Below are 20,189 nucleotides of genomic sequence, written 5' to 3' on the forward strand. Positions count from 1 at the left end.
ATGGCAAGAAGCTTTTTCCTATTATCCATATTATTAACAACGATGTTTTATTGGGTAATTCACTATATCAAAAAAGTCAGCAAAAGCTGACTTTTCTTCAAGTTAAGTACTATTTAACAGTCCATTGTGACAATGATCGCTTAAAGTCTTCATAGCCAAATTCATTCAGCTTTTGGATTTCACCCGTTGAGCGCTCACAATAAATGGATGGCATTTTCAGGCCATTAAACCAATTCAGCTTCACCATGGTATAACCTGCACTATCGACAATATGAAGGCGCTGGCCGATCTTTAATGGTTCATCAAACTGAGTGACACAAAACTGATCACCAGCAAGGCATGAACATGATCCGATAACATATTCATGCTTACCATCATCTGATGCTTCAGCAATCGTAGCTGGCTCATCATAAATAAGCGTATCTAAGCGATGTGCTTCTGTAGCTGAATCCACAATCGCAGTTTTCATGCCGTTTTCAACCACATCAACCACAGTCACAACAAGATCTGCCGTTTTAGTAATAATCGCTTCACCAGGCTCAAGGTATAGCTGTACACCGTGTTTTTCTGAGAAGGCTTTTAGTGCCGCTGCCAGTTTTTCAATCGCATAGCCCGGCCATGTGAAGAACACGCCGCCGCCTAAGCTCACCCAATCAAGTTTGTTTAGGTGTTCACCAAACTGTTCAGAAATAGCATCAAGTAACCCAATGAAAGCATCAGCATCTTTGTTCTCACAGTTCATGTGGAACATCACACCATCAATCGTGTCAAAGACAATCGGGTCAATGTGATCGGATTGAACACCAAGACGAGAAAACTGACGCGCGGGGTTCGCCAAATCTTGCCCTGCATAGCTCACACCTGGGTTAAGGCGTAAGCCCATTGACGCTTTGCCTTCAACAAGATGGCGGTGCGCCGCTAGCTGTGTTTGTGAGTTAAAAATCAACTTGTCACAAATATTCGCTACTTCTTTTACATCGTCTTCGCTGTAACCCACGCTGTAAGCATGCGTTTCACCACCAAAGGTTTCGTAGCCTAGCTTTACTTCAAATGGACCACTGCTTGTCGTGCCATCTAAGTAAGGTTTGATGATGTCGAATACACCCCATGTCGAGAAGCATTTCAGCGCCAGTACCAGCTTTACGCCTGATAGTTCTTTTAGCTGCTTTGCTTTCTCTAGGTTTTGGATCAACTTGTCTTCGTTGATCATGAAGTATGGGGTTTTTAGTTGTTCTTTATTGTTTACTGTCATTGTTCATTCCAACAACTCTTCGAGTTCAGTCTTAGTTTCCCCTCTAACGAGGGGAGATACTTTTTGTCTACAGCCAATGAAAAATAGGCATTTAGCAACAACACATAAAATAGAAGAGAGCCTCTGCCCTCTTCTTTATATTCACAACGTTTAAACTTTCGACGCTAATAACCTATAAGGCTTTTAAGCGCAGGCATTTCTCTTCAGTGCTAGGCGGAAGCGCAGAGTTTATAGGCATAAATGAGCACTTCCAACGACGCAATGAAAAGAGATAACCAGCTTACTTTCCTGTTAATTTAGCCAATAATCAGCAAATTCTACGACTTAGCCAAACCAAATAAGGCTTTTAAGCGCAGGCATTTCTCTTCAGTGCTAGGCGGAAGCGCGGAGTTTATAGGCATAAATGAGCACTTCCAACGACGCAATGAAGAGAAATAACCAGTTTAAAACCTTATTTCAAGATTTTGATGTCTGGCTGACCCACTGGTAGCTCTTGAACGTGCCAATCTAGACCGATTTCAGGCATAGTCTCTAGGAACGGATCTGGGTTTAGCTGTTCCATGTTGAATACGCCTTTATCTGCCCATTCGCCACGGAAGAACTGAAGTGCTGCAGTAATCGCTGGCACACCTGTGGTGTAAGAGATCGCTTGGTGCTCTACATCTTTATACGCTACTTCATGGTCGGCATTGTTGTAGATGAATACGCTGCGTTCTTTGCCGTCTTTTTTGCCTTGTACCCAAGTACCGATACAGGTTAAACCTGTGTAACCTGGCGCTAGTGATGTTGGGTCTGGTAGTAATGCTTTTAATACGTGTAAAGGCTGAACAACGGTACCATCATGCAGTGTTAGTGGGTCTGGGCTTAGTAAGCCAATATCACGCATGCAGTTGAAGTAGTTTAGGTAAGCATCGCCAAAGCCCATCCAGAATTCGATACGTTTTGCTGGGATGAATTCCTTCATTGAGCGCACTTCATCGTGTGCCATTGAGTAGACTTTTTGCGTACCACAGTTAGGGAAATCAAACTCTAGCATACGTGTGTGACAAGGTACTTGTTTCCACTCTTCGTTTTCCCAGTAGAACGAATCACCTTGGATTTCTAGCATATTGGTTTCTGGATCAAAGTTAGTCGCGAACTTCTTACCGTGGTCACCTGCATTCACATCCATAACATCGATGGTGTCGATTTCATCGAACAGGTGCTTAACTGCGTATGCTGCAAATACAGACACTACGCCTGGATCAAAACCTGCACCTAGGATACCTGTGATACCTGCTTCTGCGAATTTCTCACGATAGCCCCACTGCCAATCGTACGCTTGTGGTACTTGCTGGCCTTCTGAGCATAAATCTACCGCTACTGATGTATCTAGGTAAGATACTTTCGCTTGGTAACATGCTTCCATGATAGTCATATTGACCCATGGAGGACCTGCATTGATCACAAGATCAGGCTTCACTTCGTTGATCAGTGCAACCAGCGCTTCAACGTCATCAGCATCTACTGCGCGTGCTTCTAGTTTTTTCGTTGTGTCTTTCAGGTTGTTACGACCCTTGATTGACTCAATGATTTTTTCACACTTAGATACTGTACGTGATGCGATAGTGATATCGCCTAGCACTTCGTTGTTTTGTGCTGCTTTATGTGCAACAACCCAGCCAACGCCGCCTGCACCAATTTGTAAAATAGCCATAATTTTTCCGTTTATTAAATCAGTAAAAATCGTAGTCAGCGAACACACTGACTACGGTTAAGTCGTGTATTAGCCTGTCACTAACTCAAGTTGAGCTGCGACTTGGCGTATTTCGTTAAGTAATGATTCAAAATCTGACAAGGTCAGACATGGGTTCAAAATCGTCAATTTCAGTGACACCTTGCCATCGACGATGGTTTCCCCTAATACCGCTTTTCCTTGCACTAACGCATCAATGCGTAGCTGTTTATTCAGCTGGTCGAGATCGACAATATCTTGCCCAACGTAGCGGAATAACACAGTTGAAAGTGCAGGATCTGCAAATAGTTCAAAGTCTGCAGATTGATTGATCATGTCTGCGACTTGTTGAGTTTGACCTAGCAAATGATCGTACATTGCGCCCAGCGCTTGCGTACCCACACACTGCATGGTCATTAAGACTTTTAGCGCATCAAAACGCTTGGTTGTCGCAATAGATTTATCTACCAGATTTGGCAGTAAATCATCTTCACGGTTCAAGTAATCTGCATGGTGAAGTAAGTACTTAAAGTTCTCTTTATCTTTAAGTAATACTGCACCACAACTGATTGGTTGATAGAAAAGCTTATGGAAATCGACACTCACCGAGTCCGCTTTTTCTATGCCGTGCAAACGTGATTTGTGACGGCTGAGAATCAGTGCCCCACCGTAAGCACCATCAACATGGAACCAAAGGTTATGTTGTTGAGCAATATCAGCCATGCCCGCTAAATCATCAATTGCGCCATGATCGGTTGTACCAGCTGTACCGACTAACGCAAATGGCAGCAAGCCATCATTACGTAATGCTTCAACGGTTTTTACCAGCGATGCAATCTTAATAGTGCCATCTGGGTTGGTATCAACACACTCAACAGCATGTTCACCCAGCCCCATCAGTGATGCTGATTTTTGTACCGTAAAATGCGATTTCTTCGAGCACAGAATGCGCAACTTACTCGCATACTCAGGCAAGCCTTGCTTCTGGATATTGTGACCAGAAATGGTATCAGCCGCCCAGTCACGAGCCAGTAGCAAGCCCATCAAGTTACTTTGCGTACCGCCAGAGGTGAAAATACCGTCAGCTTGTTCACCCAATTTGTAAACACCACACAACCAATCAACCACTTTTTGTTCTACAAAAGTGGCTGAACTTGCTTGATCCCATGAATCCATTGATTGGTTCAAGGCAGCAATAAACGCTTCAGCCGCAACAGCGGGTAATAATGGTGGGGTATGCAAGTGTGCGATACAGTGAGGATGCTGAACAATGATCGAGTTTTTGGCAATCAGCTCGCCCGTTTGCTCTATTACAAGATCAAGCGGCAACTGCTGATTATCCAAGTCGATATTATTAATCATCGACTTGAGGGCTTGAGGTTCTAGGCCTGAATACGGCGCATCACACTCTTCAAATACTTTTTTCAGTACTTGAGTGGTTTGATTCAGTGCAGCTTCAAACAAATCTGCACCAGATTTTCCAGTATGAATAAAGTGATCGCGCCAATGGCTCTGCTCGCTAACCGCAAGCGACTCAACCACCTTAGCAGGGCCTGCTGTTGCAATAATGGCCTTGCTTAGTGCATCAAGTGCAAAATCAATTTGTTCAAGAGTGATGATTAAAGGCGGAAGGAAACGTAAAACAGAACCTTGACGACCACCTTTTTCAATGATCAAACCGCGCTCTAGCGCAGCACGCTGAATTTGCGAAGCAAGTTCTGGATCGGCTTCTGGTTCACCAAATTTGTTTTTGCTACCATCGGTTTTTACGATTTCAGCACCCAGCATTAAACCTTTACCACGCACTTCGGCAATACAGTTCGTGTACTGAGCGATGCGCTCTAGTCCTTCACGGAAATACTGGCCTGCAGTTTGGGCATGTTCGACTAAGTTATCGCGACGGATAATTTCCAGTGCTTTTGCACCCGTGGCCATTGCTAGCTGATTACCACGGAAAGTCCCCGTGTGTTCACCTGGGCGCCATGTATCGATAGATTTATTGAAAATCAAAATCGACATTGGCAAGCCGCCACCAACCGCTTTCGATAAACAAAGAATATCAGGGTTAATGCCCGCCTCTTCAAATGCAAAGTTATGGCCTGTTTTACCAATACCGCACTGAATTTCATCGAAAATTAATAAAATACCCTGTTCTTGGGTAATTCGGCGTAATTCGCGTAGCCAGAATGCAGGCGCAGGAATAACCCCACCTTCCCCTTGGACGGGTTCAACAATAATTGCCGCTGGTTTTTGAACACCACTTTCATCGTCGCTGAGCATGCGTTCAATGTAGCGGATACTTTGTTTTGCGCTTTCGTCGCCTTGTAAGCCAAATGGGCAACGTAAGGTATAGGGAAATGGTAAAAAGTGCACATCAGACATCAAGCCTTGGCGACGTTCTTTCGTGCCAAGGTTACCCATCATCGCCATCGTACCGTTTGTCATCCCATGGTAAGCACCATGGAATGCCGCCATCGTATTTCGGCCTGTCGTTTGCTTCGCTAACTTAATGGCCGCTTCAACAGCATCTGCCCCAGACGGACCACAGAATTGGATACATGCATTTTCAGCAAAGGATTCTGGAAGGAAATCCATCACTTCTCTGATGAATTTATCTTTTGCTGGTGTCGTCATATCAAGCGTTTGATACGGTAAACCCGCATTCAGCTGATCGATAATGGCTTGGTTAATTTCAGGGTGGTTATAACCCAAGACAAGCGTACCTGCCCCTGCAAGGCAATCAACAAACAGTTGACCACGTGTATCTTCTACCAGTACACCTGCCGCTTTTGCTATTGCTAGTGGTAAGCGACGAGGGTATGAGCGAACTTCCGATTCATAATGCTCCTGACTCAGTAGTAATTCATCAGGGGTCAAGTCGTACAAATCGTGCACGACAGGCACATTAGACGCATGTTTAAGATTATCTAAATCAAACACGTTATTCATGATTATTCCATATCAAAAAATTTGCTGTGTTTAATCCGTAAACGCATTGTAGGAACTATAGCTGTTAGTATTCGATAACAAGGTTATGCGTAATTGCATAGCTATTGTTAACATACCAAGGGTAACCATAGACACTTTGGAGTTTTACGGATAACACATCACTATTCAGCAGCTAAAAGCTGATGAAATGCATAGTGCGCCAGAGACTGGCTATAAATTTTAAGATCGGATGTTCAAGGCTCAGTAATAATACTGCAGTTGGGTAAGACAAAGCTGGATTGGTTTTTGAAAAATACAATATGCACTGTTGGGTTCCTTCAATATGCGCCTGATTTATTTGTACAGGCTTGCACTATTAATGCCCTTCTACTGCTGCGAAGTCTTCGCATCAGTACCTACGGCACGCTATAGCAATATCAGTAAGATCTGCCATAACGCATGTGCCTCAATAAACATGGTCTACTGAGATTGGGCAGGAAAGTAACACAGACGACAGTGCGTTTCCACCGTATATTTCATTTTGAACATAATCTAAAAATACTGTACATATTTTTATTGATTAAAAACCAAGCAGATAGGAGCTATCCATATTCCAGATAGCAAAAAGGCGACCTAAGTCGCCTTTTTTTGATATGTTTATTTACATATTGTCGGCATGAAGTAAATCATCTTTTGCTGCTTTTAAGTACAGGTACATCGACCAGTAGGTTAAAACCAACGCAATATAGAGTGATACATAACCAATCCACACCGCCCACTCAGTCGGATGCCAAAGCAATATGAAGAGTGCAAACATTTGCGTTGCTGTCTTCACTTTACCAACCCAAGACACGGCAACGTTAGAACGTTTACCGAGTTCTGCCATCCATTCACGTAAGGCGGAAATTATAATTTCACGCCCAATCATTGTTACCGCTGGAATGGTGATCCATAGGCTATGATAGTCTTCAACAACCAGTACTAACGCTGTCGCTACCATCAACTTATCGGCAACAGGATCAATAAAGGCACCAAAACGTGTTGTTTGATTGAGTTTACGAGCTAGATAACCATCAAACCAATCAGTCACACCCGCTATCCAGAACACAAATGCCGTCGCAAAAGGCGACCATTCATAAGGCAGATAGAATGTAATAACGAAGACGGGGATAAGAAACAAGCGGATGAAGCTCAAAATATTCGGAATTGTTAAACGCATAACGATTATTCTTATAAGTGATTTTAATAGAGTGCCGCAAAGCTAGCTATGTTGCAATGCGTCAAATATCTTTTCTGCCAAAGAGTTACTGATCCCTGGAACCTTGGCGATGTCTTCTTTACTGGCTCGTTTTAGTTCTTGAAGTCCACCCATGTATTTAAGTAATGCTTGTCGACGTTTAGGGCCAATCCCTTCAACATCTTCTAATGCACTGCGGTTACGTACCTTGGCACGTTGTGCGCGGTGCCCACTAATAGCGTGATTATGGCTTTCATCACGTATGTGCTGAATAAGATGCAATGCTGGTGAATCACTTGGCATTGAAAATTCTTCACCCGTTACTAAAAGTAGGGTTTCCAGCCCGGGTTTACGTGTTGTGCCTTTCGCCACACCAACAAGTAATGAACGCTTTGGCCAATCTTGCATATATGTACTCACTACATCATACGCTCTTGAAAGCTGACCTCTACCCCCATCAATAAAAATAATATCTGGGATCTTATCAGGATCCATTTGTTTACCATAACGGCGCTCTAACGCTTGTGCCATGGCTGCGTAATCATCCCCACCGGTAATGCCTGTAATGTTAAAACGGCGATACTCAGGCTTTAACGGACCATCTTTATTAAACACAACGCACGAGGCAACGGTTTTTTCACCCATAGTATGGCTGATATCAAAACATTCCATTCGATTGATTACGTCTAATTTGAGGGCTTCTGACAGGGCAGAAAAACGCTGTTGAATCGTCATTTTATGATTCAACTTACTAATTAATGCTGTATTGGCATTCGTTTGCGCTAATTTTAGATACTGACCACGACTACCACGCGGGTTGGTTTTCAGGGTGATTTTCCGCCCAGCGACTTGGCTTAACGCATCTGAAATAACGGTTTGCTCGTCCCCTAGCGACTCCCCTAACACAATCACAGTTGGGATCACTCGACCTTCCGCTTGATTAAGATAAAACTGAGTCAAGAAGCTGGATAAGACTTCAGGTAAATCCGCGTCAGATGGCACTTTAGGGAAATAGCTGCGGCTACCAAGGATTTTGCCTTGGCGAATATACAGTGCATGAATACATGCCATGCCGCGTTCATGTGCAATACCAATAACGTCAATGTCATCTTCGTTGTCATGGCTGACAAATTGCTGCTCTTGCACACGACGCAATGCTTGAATTTGATCGCGATAGGTTGCGGCCTTTTCAAACTCCAGCGCTACGCTCGCTTGTTCCATTTTATCGACTAGCGAACTAATGACTTGGCGATCTTTGCCTTGCAAAAATAAACGCACATAGCCTAGTTGATCGTTATATTCTTCGTTGCTAACTAGGCCTTTAACACAAGGACCTAAACAACGACCAATCTGATACATCAAGCAAGGACGGCTACGATTCGCATAAACTGAATCTTCACATTGGCGCACAGGAAATAGCTTTTGCATCAAATGCAGGCTTTCTCGCACAGCACCTGGGTTCGGATATGGCCCAAAATACTCCCCTTTACGCTTTTTTGTACCACGATGAATACTTAAGCGAGGGTGCTTATGGTGGCTTAAAAAGATATAAGGATAGGATTTATCATCGCGCAGCAATACGTTGTATTTAGGTAAATACAATTTAATGTAGTTGTGTTCGAGGATCAGAGCTTCAGTTTCTGTATGCGTAACAGTGACATCAACTTTATTGATGTTTTTGACAAGCGCCCGCGTTTTTTCGCCTGCAACATTAGCGCGAAAATAACTCGAAAGGCGTTTTTTGAGGTCTTTAGCTTTACCGACATAGATCACCTCACCAGTGGCATCGTACATCCGGTACACGCCAGGCTGGTGAGTGACTGTCATCAAAAAGCTTTTTGAATCAAAAGCTATTTCTTCGTGATGTTCTGACACTACAAAGTCTCTGTGTCTAGCATCCCGTGGCGAATTGCAAGGTGGGTTAACTCCACATCACCACTTATATCAAGCTTGTTGAACAAACGGTAGCGGTAGCTATTAACCGTTTTAGGACTTAGGCTCAGTTGCTCTGAAATGTCGGTAACTTTCTGGCCTTTAGTGATCATCATCATGATCTGTAACTCACGCTCAGAAAGATCTTTAAACGGGTTTTCAGCATCTGAAGCAAATTGGCTAAGTGCCATTTGCTGCGCAATTTCAGGTGAAATATAGCGCTGTCCACTATGCACCATACGGATAGCATTGATCATTTCGTCAGGGCCTGCGCCTTTAGTCAGGTAACCTGACCCACCAGCTTGCATAACCTTAGTCGGAAATGGGTTTTCCGTATGAATAGTTAATACGATAATCTTTACATCAGGGTTGAAGCGAAGAATCTTACGGGTAGCTTCAAGACCACCGATACCTGGCATATTCATATCCATAAGAATGATATCCGCATGTTCACTACGGCACCATTTTACGGCATCCTCACCACTGTCGGCTTCCCCTACCACTTTAATACCACGGACATCTTCAAGAAGACGTCGGATCCCTGTGCGAACCAGTTCGTGATCATCTACAAGGAATACATTAATCAAGCTGTATCTCCAATGATTTGGCTCTGCACCCAGTCAGAATTGACGGGATTGCTTAATAATACCTAATTTTACCCCAACTTGACATCCGAACACATTCGCATTCTGTGCCTTAGCGCAAAAATTCGAATCAAGTTCAGGCTTGACAAGTCTTACCAGAAGGGCATTTATTACAGGCTTCAAATTAAATATCTGTAAACAGCAGTATTTACTAACTCTTCCAAAAAATAAAGTAGAAAAGAGAGCAAATTTAGATGGTTACAAAATATACACTCTATTTTATCTTTAGTTGCGAACTTTGTTAATACCCCAAAGTGGCAATAAGTGTTAGTACTTTTAGCGATCTAACGAGCTATATTGCGCTTTGCCACTAAGATTGAAACCTTGTAAATAAGTTCTTTACTTTCAGAGTGATAGACTTATTGGTAATAAATATCCAATATCTTTCATTTCAATGCCTAACTTGCTTTACAAGCATAGCGTATCTTGCCTACTTTTCATCTTTATAACAGTGAGCAATAGCGCATCAACACACATATAAAAAAGCATATTAACATTTCAAATATACGCTCAGAAATTACTTCTCCTGTCTAATATCTAGACGTCTAGAAGTAGAGCGTTCCTTTCATGCTTTTCTTGCTGTATGATTGCCGCCCTTAATGCCTTTGGTGCATTGATTTTATTACCGCTCTTGGTTAATTACGGATAATTGAATACTAAGTAATCTTTCTTGATTACTTGAGTGAATGCTTGAGATAAAACAGCAGAACGCTGCTTGTTTTAGCAACCATGACAGCGGATAGAAAAAATAAAGATAAATAAAGGTTCTATCATGACGCTTTCTGCTAAGACAGTGGTGCTTATCGCCATTGGTGCTGCCCTTTATGGCATTGGCGGACTCCCTATGTTTGGTATCCCAGTTTTTGCCAACACCACGTTGAAACCAGCTATGGCTGTGCTTGCTTTATTCGGGGTTCTTTTTGGTCCGCTAGTAGGTTTTCTTGTTGGATTCATCGGTCACTGGGTAACCGACCTATTTGCGGGTTGGGGTGTATGGCTAACTTGGGTTTTGGGTTCAGGTATTGTTGGCTTACTTATCGGCCTATATCCAAAAATCACCAAAGACCGTTTAGATAAAGGTAAATTCAATAAACTGGATTTTACCCTTTTTGTCTTCCTCGCATTCTTAGGTAACGTCGTTGGTTATGGCTGCTCGGCTTATCTCGATTCTGTTCTCTATGCTGAACCTTTCGTTAAGGTAATGGCACAGCTTTCTATTATTGCCGCAGGTAACACTTTACTGATTGCCATTGTTGGCCACTTTATTCTTACTGCTGTCGCTAAACGTAAGCAGCAAAGCTACAACCTTAAAGAGGCTGATTAAGCATGACCATCCAGTTTTCTGATTTCTCGTTCAAGTACTGGGCGTTAGAACAGCCGACCTTAAAAAATATTAACCTGACTATTAAGAAAGGTGAAAAGGTTGTCATCATTGGCCCAAGCGGAAGCGGCAAATCAACATTAGGTCATTGCCTGAATGGTTTAATCCCCCACTCTATTAAAGGGGAAACGACGGGTAATCTTACGCTAAATGAACAAGACATCGCCAAACTAGATTTGCACCATTGCACCAATATGGTCGGTACTGTATTGCAAGACACCGATGGTCAATTTGTTGGTTTAAGTATTGGTGAAGATATTGCGTTCGCTCTCGAAAACCAAATGGTTGAACAAGCAGAGATGCACCGCATTGTTGAGAACACGGCTAAGATGCTTGATCTCGATACCATGCTGGAACTGTCACCATTCGACTTAAGTGGCGGCCAAAAACAGCGAGTATCGCTTGCAGGCGTAATGGTTGATGATGTCGATATTCTACTATTCGATGAACCACTAGCTAGCCTTGACCCTCAAACGGGTAAGCAAGCCATTGAGATTATTGATCAGCTACACCGTGATACAGGTAAAACAGTCGTTATCATCGAGCACCGCTTGGAAGACGTTCTTCACCGTCATGTTGATCGTATTATTCTGATGAACCGTGGTGAAATCGTCGCTGACATGACACCTGACGCACTGATTGCCAGTCCGCTGTTACAACAGCACGGTATCCGTGAGCCTCTCTATATCTCAGCATTAAAAGCCGCAGGTTGTGAAATCACAGAAGCGGATAAACCCGCTTATTTCTCAACTCTTATGCTTGATAAATTTGCCCCACGTGTAAACGAATGGTTTGCAAAACAAACCGCACCAGTTGCGACAGAAGCCACAGCCCCTCTGCTAGAAGTGGAAAACCTTAGCTATTCCTATGATGGCGAGCGTCAGACACTGGAAGATGTAAGCTTTACTTTAAATAAAGGTGAATTTGTTTCTATCCTAGGTAAAAACGGGTCGGGTAAATCTACCATCACACGTTTAATTATGGGCGTACTTGAACCAGATTCTGGCTCTATGTCTTTCAACGGTGAAGACCTATCTACCCTGTCTATTTTTGAACGTGCTCAGAAAATTGGCATTGTATTGCAAAACCCGAATCATATGATTTCTCATCATATGATTTTTGATGAAATTGCATCAGGTTTACGCAACCGCGGCATGGCTGAAGTAGAAGTAGAGCGTCGTGTGCACGATGTGCTTAAACTATGCGGTTTGTACCGTTTACGTCACTGGCCGATTGAAGCGCTTAGTTATGGTCAGAAAAAACGCGTAACGATTGCGACAATTTTAGTGCTTGAACCAGAGCTATTAATTTTGGATGAACCAACAGCAGGTCAGGATTACCATCACTATACAGCGATGATGACCTTCATCCGTGAGTTAAATGAAAAACTGGGTATCACCATTTTGATCATCTCTCACGACATGCACCTTGTACTGGAATACACCCAGCGCGCCATTGTTATTGCAGATAGCAAGCGCCTTGCTGATCAAGCAGTAAACGAAATATTCAGTCAACCCGCTTTACTTGAGCAAGCCAATCTTAACGTAACGAGCTTATACACGTTAGGCAAAGCACTCGGTATCAGCCGTTTAGATGATTTCATTCGTTGCTTTATCGAGCACGAGGCGCAAACAAAATAATGAAAACCAATAAAATTAAATTTGGCATTAGCTACGTTAATACGGGTTCAATGCTGCACAGCTTAAACGGTATTACTAAGTTCCTGCTCTTTATGGGCTGGGTAACCATGGTGCTGATTACTTTTGATATCCGCGTCATCCTTGGCTTAATCGGTTTAGGTTTGTGGCTATTAAAGCTGTCTCGTGTTCCATTTCAGGTTTACAAACCCTTACTTGTGGGCACCACTGTCGTTTTAATGATGAACGCCCTCTTTATGTTCCTGATTGCCCCGCAACAAGGCATGGAATATATGGGTACTCAAACTGTTTTACTCGCCCTACCCGGCAGCTACAGTATTACGGCAGAAACCTTGTTTTATTTAGCAACAGTAACACTGAAATATTTCAGCATGTTCCCGATTGCCTTGGTGTTTGTCTTCACCACGCACCCGACCGAATTTTCAGCAAGCCTGAACAAACTTGGCGTACCATACCGTATTGCTTATGCTGTGAGCTTAACCCTGCGTTATTTACCTGAAGTGACCAAAGACTTCATTAATATCATGCATGCACAGCAGGCCCGTGGTGTGGATATATCTAAAGGCGTACCAGTATTTAAGCGTATTCGCAATGTTGCTAAAATCTTAGGACCATTGATATTTTCAAGCCTAGATCGCGCGGATGTGATTGCTAACGCCATGACACTACGTGGTTTTGGTCGCAACACCAAACGTTCTTGGTATAGCCTAAAACCGTTGCAAACGAGAGACTACGCAGTATTAGCGACAGTTGCCCTTGTATTGGCTATTGGCTTAATGAATCGCTACCAATCTGAAAGCTTATTCTGGTACCCGTTCTCGTAAGTTCAGCACCATGACGATAAAAAGCCGCTATCAAATAGCGGCTTTTTGTTTATCTACGAAGCGCAATTGCCACCACGCTAGCGCTCTATCACATCATCAATGGACGCTTTACGCTCGCTGTTCAATAATCATTGGCTGCTTTTTAGCTGGCCTTATCATCAAGTACACCGCCAGTGCGGCGAGTGCAAAACCGACGGCACCAAACACATCAAACTGTTCGCCAAACGCTAACCATGCTTGAAGTGCTGTCATTGGCGGCACTAAATAAAATACCGAGGCAACTTTCGATGATTCGCCGTGTTTCACCATGTAGAGCAGTAATAATATAGCCACCAGCGAAAGCACTAATACCAGCCATACCAAGGTCAGAATAAACTGCGAGTTCCACTCAACCACCATGGTTTCCGTGGATGTTGCCACCACCGCCAGCAACAAGCCTGTCGCGATATATTGGTAGAAAGTCCCGCCAATTAAATCAACACCCTGACAAAAACGTTTTTGATATAAGGTCCCTAACGTGATCCCCAATAAAGCCAGCATGGTAAAACCAAACGCCATTGCTTTAGCGCCTTCTTGCTGCCATTCCATATTGCCTTGCAATACTAAACTGATACCAACAAACCCCACCATTAATCCAAACCACTGTGAAGATCGCAGTTTTTCATTACTCATGACCACCATAATGACAGCCGTTAAGATTGGCTGAATACCCACTAACAGTGCGCATAGTCCTGCTGGCATACCTAGCGAAATAGCCTTGTAGGTTCCCCCCAGATAAAAGCCATGGATCAACACACCAACAGCAAACGAATGCCAACGCATTTTCCCTTTTGGTAAATGGGCTTTCAACGCCACTACAAGTACACCGAACACCAGTACATTGGCCATCATACGTAGCATCAAAAAAGTCGCAGGTTCCGCATAAGGTAAGCCAAAGCGCGCGCCAATAAACCCCGAACTCCATAACACCACAAATAGATATGGGGCGATTTGTGTCAATCTCATGTGACCTACCTTTTTTATTCCATTTGCTATAGATTATGCAGGTACAGAAAATCATGAAAGTGACAGTTCTGGCTTATTTTTAGGGTACAGTGATGTGCTTATTGGGGAAGGTATAAATAATGACAGGTAAGAAATACCAACACGTTGTTCAATTTATTCGTGAGCAAATTAGTAGTCAGTGTTATTTACCTGATGAAAAGTTGCCCTCCATTCGCGCGCTAAGCCAACAACTTAAAGTCAGTAAAAATACGATCATCCGTGGCTACGAACAGTTAGAAGCGGCAGGCGATATTACGCCCCATTCACGATCTGGGTTTCGGGTTAGCAAACTCAATGCATCACCAAAAGAGCCTCAACTTCCCCCCTCTGAAGTTGATCTCATTGGCTTGAGTAAAGTTATTCTTAGTCAGCCACTTAGCCCTGATTTAGTCCATGCAGGATCCGCGCACCCTAATACGGATTTCCCCGCAATTCGTTCTTTATATGCAGAAATAGGTCGCCATAGCCGTTATCAAACCCATATTCCCAGCCATTACCAAATTCCGCCAGGAAACGAAACGCTCATTAAGCAATTGGTTCATATTAATCAAGATCTTGGGATTTTTACTACGCCGAATAAAATTCTAATTACTCATGGGGCGCAGCAGGCAATCAGCTTAAGTTTACAAGCGATAACTCAGCCAGGTGACGTGGTGCTCGTTGACTCACCTTGTTATTTTGGCACTTTGCTGATCATCGAATCGTTAAAACTGAAAGCGATTGAAGTACCAGCAAACCCGACAACAGGGATTGATCTTGCCGCTACAGAGCACGCAATCAATAACTGGCCAATCAAAGCCATTGTAATTAACCCTTCCTATAACAACCCAACAGGCTATGTCATGCCTGATGTCGCACGCCGTCAATTTTTAAGTGTGACAAAGAACATCCCTATTATTGAAGACGACGTATTCGGTGGCTTGGCCTATCAGCAGCAACCGTCTACGCTGAAAAGCTTAGATCAGCAAGATCGTGTTATCTACTGCAGCTCGCTATCAAAAACGCTCGATTCACGGTTACGTATTGGTTGGGTACTGGCAGGCAAGTATCAAGAAGCGATTGAGCAACGTTTACTGTGTGACAACATGGGTAGCCTAAATTTGATGCAATCGGCAGTAGGCGAGTTTTTAGGTTCAGGAAGATATCGCCAGCATTTAGGGATGATTCGACGAACTTATCGTCGTAATCAACGCAACTTCACTACCCTCTTTGTCGATGCTTTAAACCAGCACCCTGCATTAGTTGGTCAATTCCATTTGTCTCAGCCCGAAGGCAGCTTCTTGTGCTGGCTCACATTACCGACTAATACAGATACTTTTGCTATTTACCAACAAGCTTTAGCCATGGGGATCAGTATCTTACCCGGTAGCATGTTTGGTACCCAAGGACAGTACAACCACTGTATTCGACTAAGCTTCGCGACATTCGAACAAAATGACCATTGGCAGCAAGGTATAATTCAACTCGCTGAGATAATTGCCAGCCATATCATATCTATCTGATATTTTTATATATTCATCAAAATCTCTCTGTTTCAATATCAAATACTCAAATTTAAGTAAGTACTTCCCGCCCCTATTATTACCACACAGTAAAAGTAATTTATCATTTAATCGGATTATCAACATCTGAGAAATAAATATAATGGCAACCATCAAAACGAGGCACGCAATCGTGCTTACGAAATATAAATATAAAGAGAGATGTCATGACCGATAAATTTATCAAATCTAAAGCTGCCATTGCATGGGGTCCAAACCAACCACTATCTGTAGAAGAAGTGGATGTGATGCTGCCACGTGCAGGTGAAGTACTTGTTCGTATTATCGCAACAGGCGTTTGCCACACAGATGCATTCACCATGTCTGGTGATGATCCTGAAGGCATCTTCCCTGCAATCTTAGGCCATGAAGGTGGCGGTATTGTTGAGATGATCGGCGAAGGCGTCACCAGTGTTGAAGTCGGCGATCATGTTATCCCGCTTTACACCCCTGAATGCGGTGAGTGCAAATACTGCCTATCTGGCAAAACAAACTTATGTCAGAAAATTCGTGAAACCCAAGGCCAAGGCCTAATGCCAGACGGAACGACTCGTTTCTATAAAGATGGCCAGCCAATTTTCCATTACATGGGCTGTTCTACTTTCTCTGAATACACGGTATTACCAGAAATTTCACTAGCAAAAGTAAACAAAGAAGCACCACTAGAAGAAGTCTGCCTACTTGGCTGTGGTGTCACAACGGGTATGGGTGCAGTACTTAATACTGCAAAAGTACAAGAAGGCGACACTGTTGCTGTCTTCGGTCTAGGTGGTATTGGCCTCTCTGCCATCATTGGTGCTCAAATGGCGAAAGCGGGTCGTATTATTGCGATCGATATTAATGAAAGTAAGTTCGAACTTGCTCGTCAACTTGGTGCAACTGATTGTATTAACCCAACTAACTACGATAAACCAATTCAAGACGTCATCGTTGAGCTGACTGACGGCGGTGTTGATTACTCGTTCGAGTGTATCGGTAACGTGAACGTAATGCGCTCTGCACTTGAGTGTTGCCACAAAGGCTGGGGCGAATCAGTTGTGATTGGTGTTGCTGGTGCAGGCCAAGAAATCTCGACTCGTCCATTCCAGCTTGTGACGGGTCGTGTATGGCGTGGTTCTGCTTTCGGTGGTGTTAAAGGCCGTTCTGAGCTACCAGAAATTGTTGAACGCTACATGGCGGGTGAATTCAAATTAAACGACTTCATCACCCATACTATGGGACTAGAAGATATCAACGAGTCGTTTGAGCTAATGCACAAAGGCGAAAGCATTCGTACTGTTATTCACTTCGATAAGTAACAGCTAGTCCTGTTCTACTATGCAGCCTTTGGCTTAAGGCTGCTGTCTTTCATGACCCGCATGCTTGTTCATGCTGCTATGGATAGCACTTTCTACCTTTGATTTTGGCACATGCCCACGCTTTGCATTCACTGCAAAGCGTCTTTTTTTAAGGAACCATAATGTCTCGAATCGTTGTCGTTGGTGGCGGAGCTGCAGGCCTTGAACTATCAACTCTACTTGCTAAATCTGTTCGTGAAAATGATGAAATTTTATTAATCGAACCTGAAATTGATCACTACTGGAAACCACGCCTGCACGAGATTGCAGCGGGTACTTTTGATAGTGATTTAGACTCCGTTTGTTATTTTACCCATGGCGCAACACACGGTTATCAACACTACCAAGCCGCTATGACCAACATTGATCGCCAACAAAAAGTGGTTAATGTACGAAAAGCCGATGGTACCGAAGATACCGTCAGTTACGACTATCTAGTTATCGCCATTGGTGCAGTAAGTAATGATTTTAATACCCACGGCGCAAAAGCTCACTGCATGTTTTTAGACTCTGCAAGTCAAGCCCGCGAAGCATGGCATCAAATTAGCCACGTGCTTCGAGCTGGCAATGACAGCACTATCAACATTGTTGGTGCTGGCGCAACGGGTGTTGAGCTTGCCGCTGAATTAGCACGAGTGAGCAAAAAACTTAAAAGATATAACGCCGCTTGCTTAAACATTAATCTGATCGAAGCTGCTGATCGCGTGCTACCCAATAGCCCGCAGAAAATGTCTGACAAGGTGCTAGAAAAGTTAACACGAAGCGACGTTAAGGTACTGCTCAATACTCGCATTGAGGAAGTGACTCACGATGGCATGCAAACAACCGATGGCCTATTCCTCGCAGCCAATACCCAATTTTGGGCCGCTGGTGTAAAAGCACCTGACTGGTTAAATGGTATCGGCGGCTTAGAGTACAACCGAATGAACCAGATCTTTGTTAATCAAGACCTTAGTTCAACCATAGATCCTGCGGTTTTTGCCATTGGTGACTGTGCATCTATTCCACAAACAGATGGTTCAACCGTCCCACCAAGAGCACAAGCCGCTAACCAAGCTGCGATTCATTTAGCGAAAAGCTTAAGCCGCCATTTAGACGGACCAGCACTCACACCTTTCACTTTCAAAGATGGTGGAATGGTTGTCGCCGTCGGGCATCACTTTGCCGTCGGCTCGTTTGGTATCGCTCCGTTTGCTCAGAACGAGCGTTGTGAGGGCAAACTGGTATTACAAGGCCGCATGATTCGACGTATATACGATACGATTTTCCGCCTACACCAAAGTACGGTAAGTGGCGTATTCACTGTTTCACGTTTAATGATCACCAAGCGATTAAAAGCGGTATTTAAACCGACAGGTATTTAACTGCAACCACAGCCCTCACGACTTCAAGTGAGGGCTAAATAGCCTAGTTGCTATATATTGAGAGCCTACTATGCGTTTCACCTTTTTCAAATCTCTTCCAGTGCAACTTCTACTAGCGGCTATTTCAGCTTGGCTACTCGCACAACTGATCCCAGCCGATTACATCAACACCGACTCTGCTAGCTTTTCGCTTTTAATGCTGGCAAAAACAACATACATAGGCCTACTTAAAATGGTCGTCGGTATTGTTGTCATGCTGTCGTTGTTACAGGGGATAACAAGTATCGGCTCGACCGTGAAGTTTAAGCAGCTCGGTTGTAAAACCGTCGCCTTTTATTCTTTCACTTCGATCATTGCGATCAGCTTAGGTTTAGGCGCATCGTTAGCACTCCCGGCTTGGCCGCAATTAGTGGATCCTGCAACAATTACCCTGAGTGAGAATACCCAATTAATCGATAATAGCTCTGCATCATCAGGTGCCATTATTGGTAAATTGATCAGCATGGCACTACAAAATCCTATTGCTGCGCTATCCAATACGAACTTACTGGCTATTGTTGTATTTTCAATCTTACTCGGCATTGCATTACTGGCGAGCTTACCTGCCAAACATGCTGTTTTTGAGGTAATTTCAGGACTAAATATATCCGTAAACACATTAGTGTCTGGCATCATTCAGTTTGCGCCTTACGCTGTTTTTGCCATCGTGTTTGAGTTCTCTGTCACCAGTAATGGCGAGCTATTTGGTCAGCTGGCGAAATTTGCAGGCTTGGTGTTTCTCCTAACCTTTATACACGGTGCCATTGTTTTACCGACCATTGCCAAAGCAACCACAGGCATTGGTTTTAAGTCACTGTTTAAAGCACTGTCTGCGCCTATGGTGATGGCATTTACCACCTCATCTAGCTCAGCAACCTTGCCATTATCAATGCAAACAGCAGAGCAAGAACTTGGAGTATCGCAGTCTACAAGTAGCATGGTATTGCCGCTTGGTGCCATCATGAACATGGATGGTACTGCATTGTTCGAAGGGGTTGCTGCTATCTTCCTTGCCCAGCTATATGGCATAGATTTAGGAACAAGCGGCTACATCATGATCTTTATTATGGCGATGGTGTCTTCTATTGGTGCTCCGGGAATGCCATCAGGGTCGATGTCTGGTATGCAGTTAGTCTTACTCGCTGCGGGTATTCCGCTTGAAGCAATTGCAATCTTGCTAATCATTGAGCGACCACTAGATACCTTCCGCACTGCGGTGAATGTGGAAGGCGATATGATTGCAGCTTTGGTTGTTGATAAGTGGCAAGCGAAAGCTTAACGGCTACAGCAAGCT

General features: G+C 43.6%; 14 protein-coding genes. 7 read left to right on the top strand and 7 right to left on the bottom strand.

Features of this window, described 5'->3' with window-relative positions:
* Nucleotides 1-109 precede the first annotated feature (109 nt).
* The 6 genes from nspC to uvrY form a co-directional block, all read right to left on the bottom strand.
* Nucleotides 110-1,252 carry a carboxynorspermidine decarboxylase gene (gene nspC, locus OCU87_RS10760; RefSeq protein ID WP_261857102.1) on the bottom strand — a complete coding sequence of 381 codons (1,143 nt, stop codon included), beginning with the start codon at nucleotides 1,250-1,252 and terminating at the stop codon, nucleotides 110-112.
* A 451-nt stretch (nucleotides 1,253-1,703) separates the two neighbouring features.
* Complete coding sequence (locus OCU87_RS10765) at nucleotides 1,704-2,948, bottom strand: carboxynorspermidine synthase (protein ID WP_062690893.1); 1,245 nt, start codon at nucleotides 2,946-2,948, stop codon at nucleotides 1,704-1,706.
* 69 nt (nucleotides 2,949-3,017) lie between these two features.
* A complete protein-coding gene (locus OCU87_RS10770) occupies nucleotides 3,018-5,915 on the bottom strand; it encodes a pyridoxal phosphate-dependent class III aminotransferase (protein WP_261857103.1) in 2,898 nt (965 codons plus the stop codon).
* Nucleotides 5,916-6,555: 640 nt separating this feature from the next.
* On the bottom strand, nucleotides 6,556-7,113 hold the full coding sequence (pgsA, locus tag OCU87_RS10775) for a CDP-diacylglycerol--glycerol-3-phosphate 3-phosphatidyltransferase (protein ID WP_062690891.1): 558 nt from the start codon (nucleotides 7,111-7,113) through the stop codon (nucleotides 6,556-6,558).
* Between the two features lie 42 nt (nucleotides 7,114-7,155).
* On the bottom strand, nucleotides 7,156-8,958 hold the full coding sequence (gene uvrC, locus OCU87_RS10780; protein WP_261858371.1) for an excinuclease ABC subunit UvrC: 1,803 nt from the start codon (nucleotides 8,956-8,958) through the stop codon (nucleotides 7,156-7,158).
* Between the two features lie 47 nt (nucleotides 8,959-9,005).
* The gene (uvrY, locus tag OCU87_RS10785) at nucleotides 9,006-9,650 is read right to left on the bottom strand and encodes a UvrY/SirA/GacA family response regulator transcription factor (RefSeq protein WP_094957693.1); all 645 of its coding nucleotides are present in this window, start codon (nucleotides 9,648-9,650) and stop codon (nucleotides 9,006-9,008) included.
* Nucleotides 9,651-10,479: 829 nt separating this feature from the next.
* Here uvrY and OCU87_RS10790 point away from each other — a divergent pair.
* The 3 genes from OCU87_RS10790 to OCU87_RS10800 are packed head-to-tail and all read left to right on the top strand — an operon-like array spanning nucleotide 10,480 to nucleotide 13,570.
* Nucleotides 10,480-11,031 carry an ECF-type riboflavin transporter substrate-binding protein gene (locus OCU87_RS10790; RefSeq protein ID WP_094958337.1) on the top strand — a complete coding sequence of 184 codons (552 nt, stop codon included), beginning with the start codon at nucleotides 10,480-10,482 and terminating at the stop codon, nucleotides 11,029-11,031.
* 2 nt (nucleotides 11,032-11,033) lie between these two features.
* Entirely contained in the window at nucleotides 11,034-12,728 is a 1,695-nt protein-coding gene (locus tag OCU87_RS10795) for an ABC transporter ATP-binding protein (RefSeq protein WP_261857104.1), read from the top strand.
* Nucleotides 12,728-13,570, top strand: coding sequence for an energy-coupling factor transporter transmembrane component T family protein (locus OCU87_RS10800; protein WP_261857105.1), 843 nt, complete (start codon nucleotides 12,728-12,730; stop codon nucleotides 13,568-13,570). Before OCU87_RS10795 ends, OCU87_RS10800 begins: the two co-directional genes overlap by 1 nt.
* 108 nt (nucleotides 13,571-13,678) lie before the next feature.
* Here the strand turns inward: OCU87_RS10800 and OCU87_RS10805 are convergent, their stop codons facing one another.
* Nucleotides 13,679-14,575, bottom strand: a complete 897-nt coding sequence (locus OCU87_RS10805) for a DMT family transporter (protein ID WP_261857106.1) — start codon at nucleotides 14,573-14,575, stop codon at nucleotides 13,679-13,681.
* A gap of 119 nt (nucleotides 14,576-14,694) precedes the next feature.
* Here OCU87_RS10805 and OCU87_RS10810 point away from each other — a divergent pair, with 119 nt between their 5' ends.
* The 4 genes from OCU87_RS10810 (at nucleotide 14,695) to OCU87_RS10825 (ending at nucleotide 20,174) form a co-directional block, all read left to right on the top strand.
* Nucleotides 14,695-16,116, top strand: coding sequence for an aminotransferase-like domain-containing protein (locus OCU87_RS10810; protein WP_261857107.1), 1,422 nt, complete (start codon nucleotides 14,695-14,697; stop codon nucleotides 16,114-16,116).
* Between the two features lie 206 nt (nucleotides 16,117-16,322).
* Complete coding sequence (locus OCU87_RS10815) at nucleotides 16,323-17,453, top strand: S-(hydroxymethyl)glutathione dehydrogenase/class III alcohol dehydrogenase (RefSeq protein ID WP_094956514.1); 1,131 nt, start codon at nucleotides 16,323-16,325, stop codon at nucleotides 17,451-17,453.
* 161 nt (nucleotides 17,454-17,614) lie between these two features.
* Nucleotides 17,615-18,856: an NAD(P)/FAD-dependent oxidoreductase gene (locus OCU87_RS10820; protein ID WP_261857108.1), complete on the top strand. Its 1,242-nt coding sequence runs from the start codon at nucleotides 17,615-17,617 to the stop codon at nucleotides 18,854-18,856.
* Between the two features lie 70 nt (nucleotides 18,857-18,926).
* On the top strand, nucleotides 18,927-20,174 hold the full coding sequence (locus tag OCU87_RS10825) for a dicarboxylate/amino acid:cation symporter (RefSeq protein WP_261857109.1): 1,248 nt from the start codon (nucleotides 18,927-18,929) through the stop codon (nucleotides 20,172-20,174).
* Nucleotides 20,175-20,189: the final 15 nt, after the last annotated feature.

It is taken from the genome of Photobacterium sanguinicancri, from assembly GCF_024346675.1.
Taxonomy (GTDB): Bacteria; Pseudomonadota; Gammaproteobacteria; order Enterobacterales; family Vibrionaceae; genus Photobacterium; species Photobacterium sanguinicancri.

Bases quoted from the DNA above. Each gene is read 5' to 3' on its own strand.
- OCU87_RS10815 (WP_094956514.1), top strand. From the start codon at position 16,323: ATGACCGATAAATTTATCAAATCTAAAGCTGCCATTGCATGGGGTCCA.
- pgsA (WP_062690891.1), bottom strand. From the start codon at position 7,113: ATGCGTTTAACAATTCCGAATATTTTGAGCTTCATCCGCTTGTTTCTT.
- uvrC (WP_261858371.1), bottom strand. From the start codon at position 8,958: ATGACAGTCACTCACCAGCCTGGCGTGTACCGGATGTACGATGCCACT.
- OCU87_RS10810 (WP_261857107.1), top strand. From the start codon at position 14,695: ATGACAGGTAAGAAATACCAACACGTTGTTCAATTTATTCGTGAGCAA.
- OCU87_RS10795 (WP_261857104.1), top strand. From the start codon at position 11,034: ATGACCATCCAGTTTTCTGATTTCTCGTTCAAGTACTGGGCGTTAGAA.
- nspC (WP_261857102.1), bottom strand. From the start codon at position 1,252: ATGACAGTAAACAATAAAGAACAACTAAAAACCCCATACTTCATGATC.
- OCU87_RS10765 (WP_062690893.1), bottom strand. From the start codon at position 2,948: ATGGCTATTTTACAAATTGGTGCAGGCGGCGTTGGCTGGGTTGTTGCA.
- OCU87_RS10825 (WP_261857109.1), top strand. From the start codon at position 18,927: ATGCGTTTCACCTTTTTCAAATCTCTTCCAGTGCAACTTCTACTAGCG.
- OCU87_RS10790 (WP_094958337.1), top strand. From the start codon at position 10,480: ATGACGCTTTCTGCTAAGACAGTGGTGCTTATCGCCATTGGTGCTGCC.
- OCU87_RS10820 (WP_261857108.1), top strand. From the start codon at position 17,615: ATGTCTCGAATCGTTGTCGTTGGTGGCGGAGCTGCAGGCCTTGAACTA.
- OCU87_RS10800 (WP_261857105.1), top strand. From the start codon at position 12,728: ATGAAAACCAATAAAATTAAATTTGGCATTAGCTACGTTAATACGGGT.
- OCU87_RS10770 (WP_261857103.1), bottom strand. From the start codon at position 5,915: ATGAATAACGTGTTTGATTTAGATAATCTTAAACATGCGTCTAATGTG.
- OCU87_RS10805 (WP_261857106.1), bottom strand. From the start codon at position 14,575: ATGAGATTGACACAAATCGCCCCATATCTATTTGTGGTGTTATGGAGT.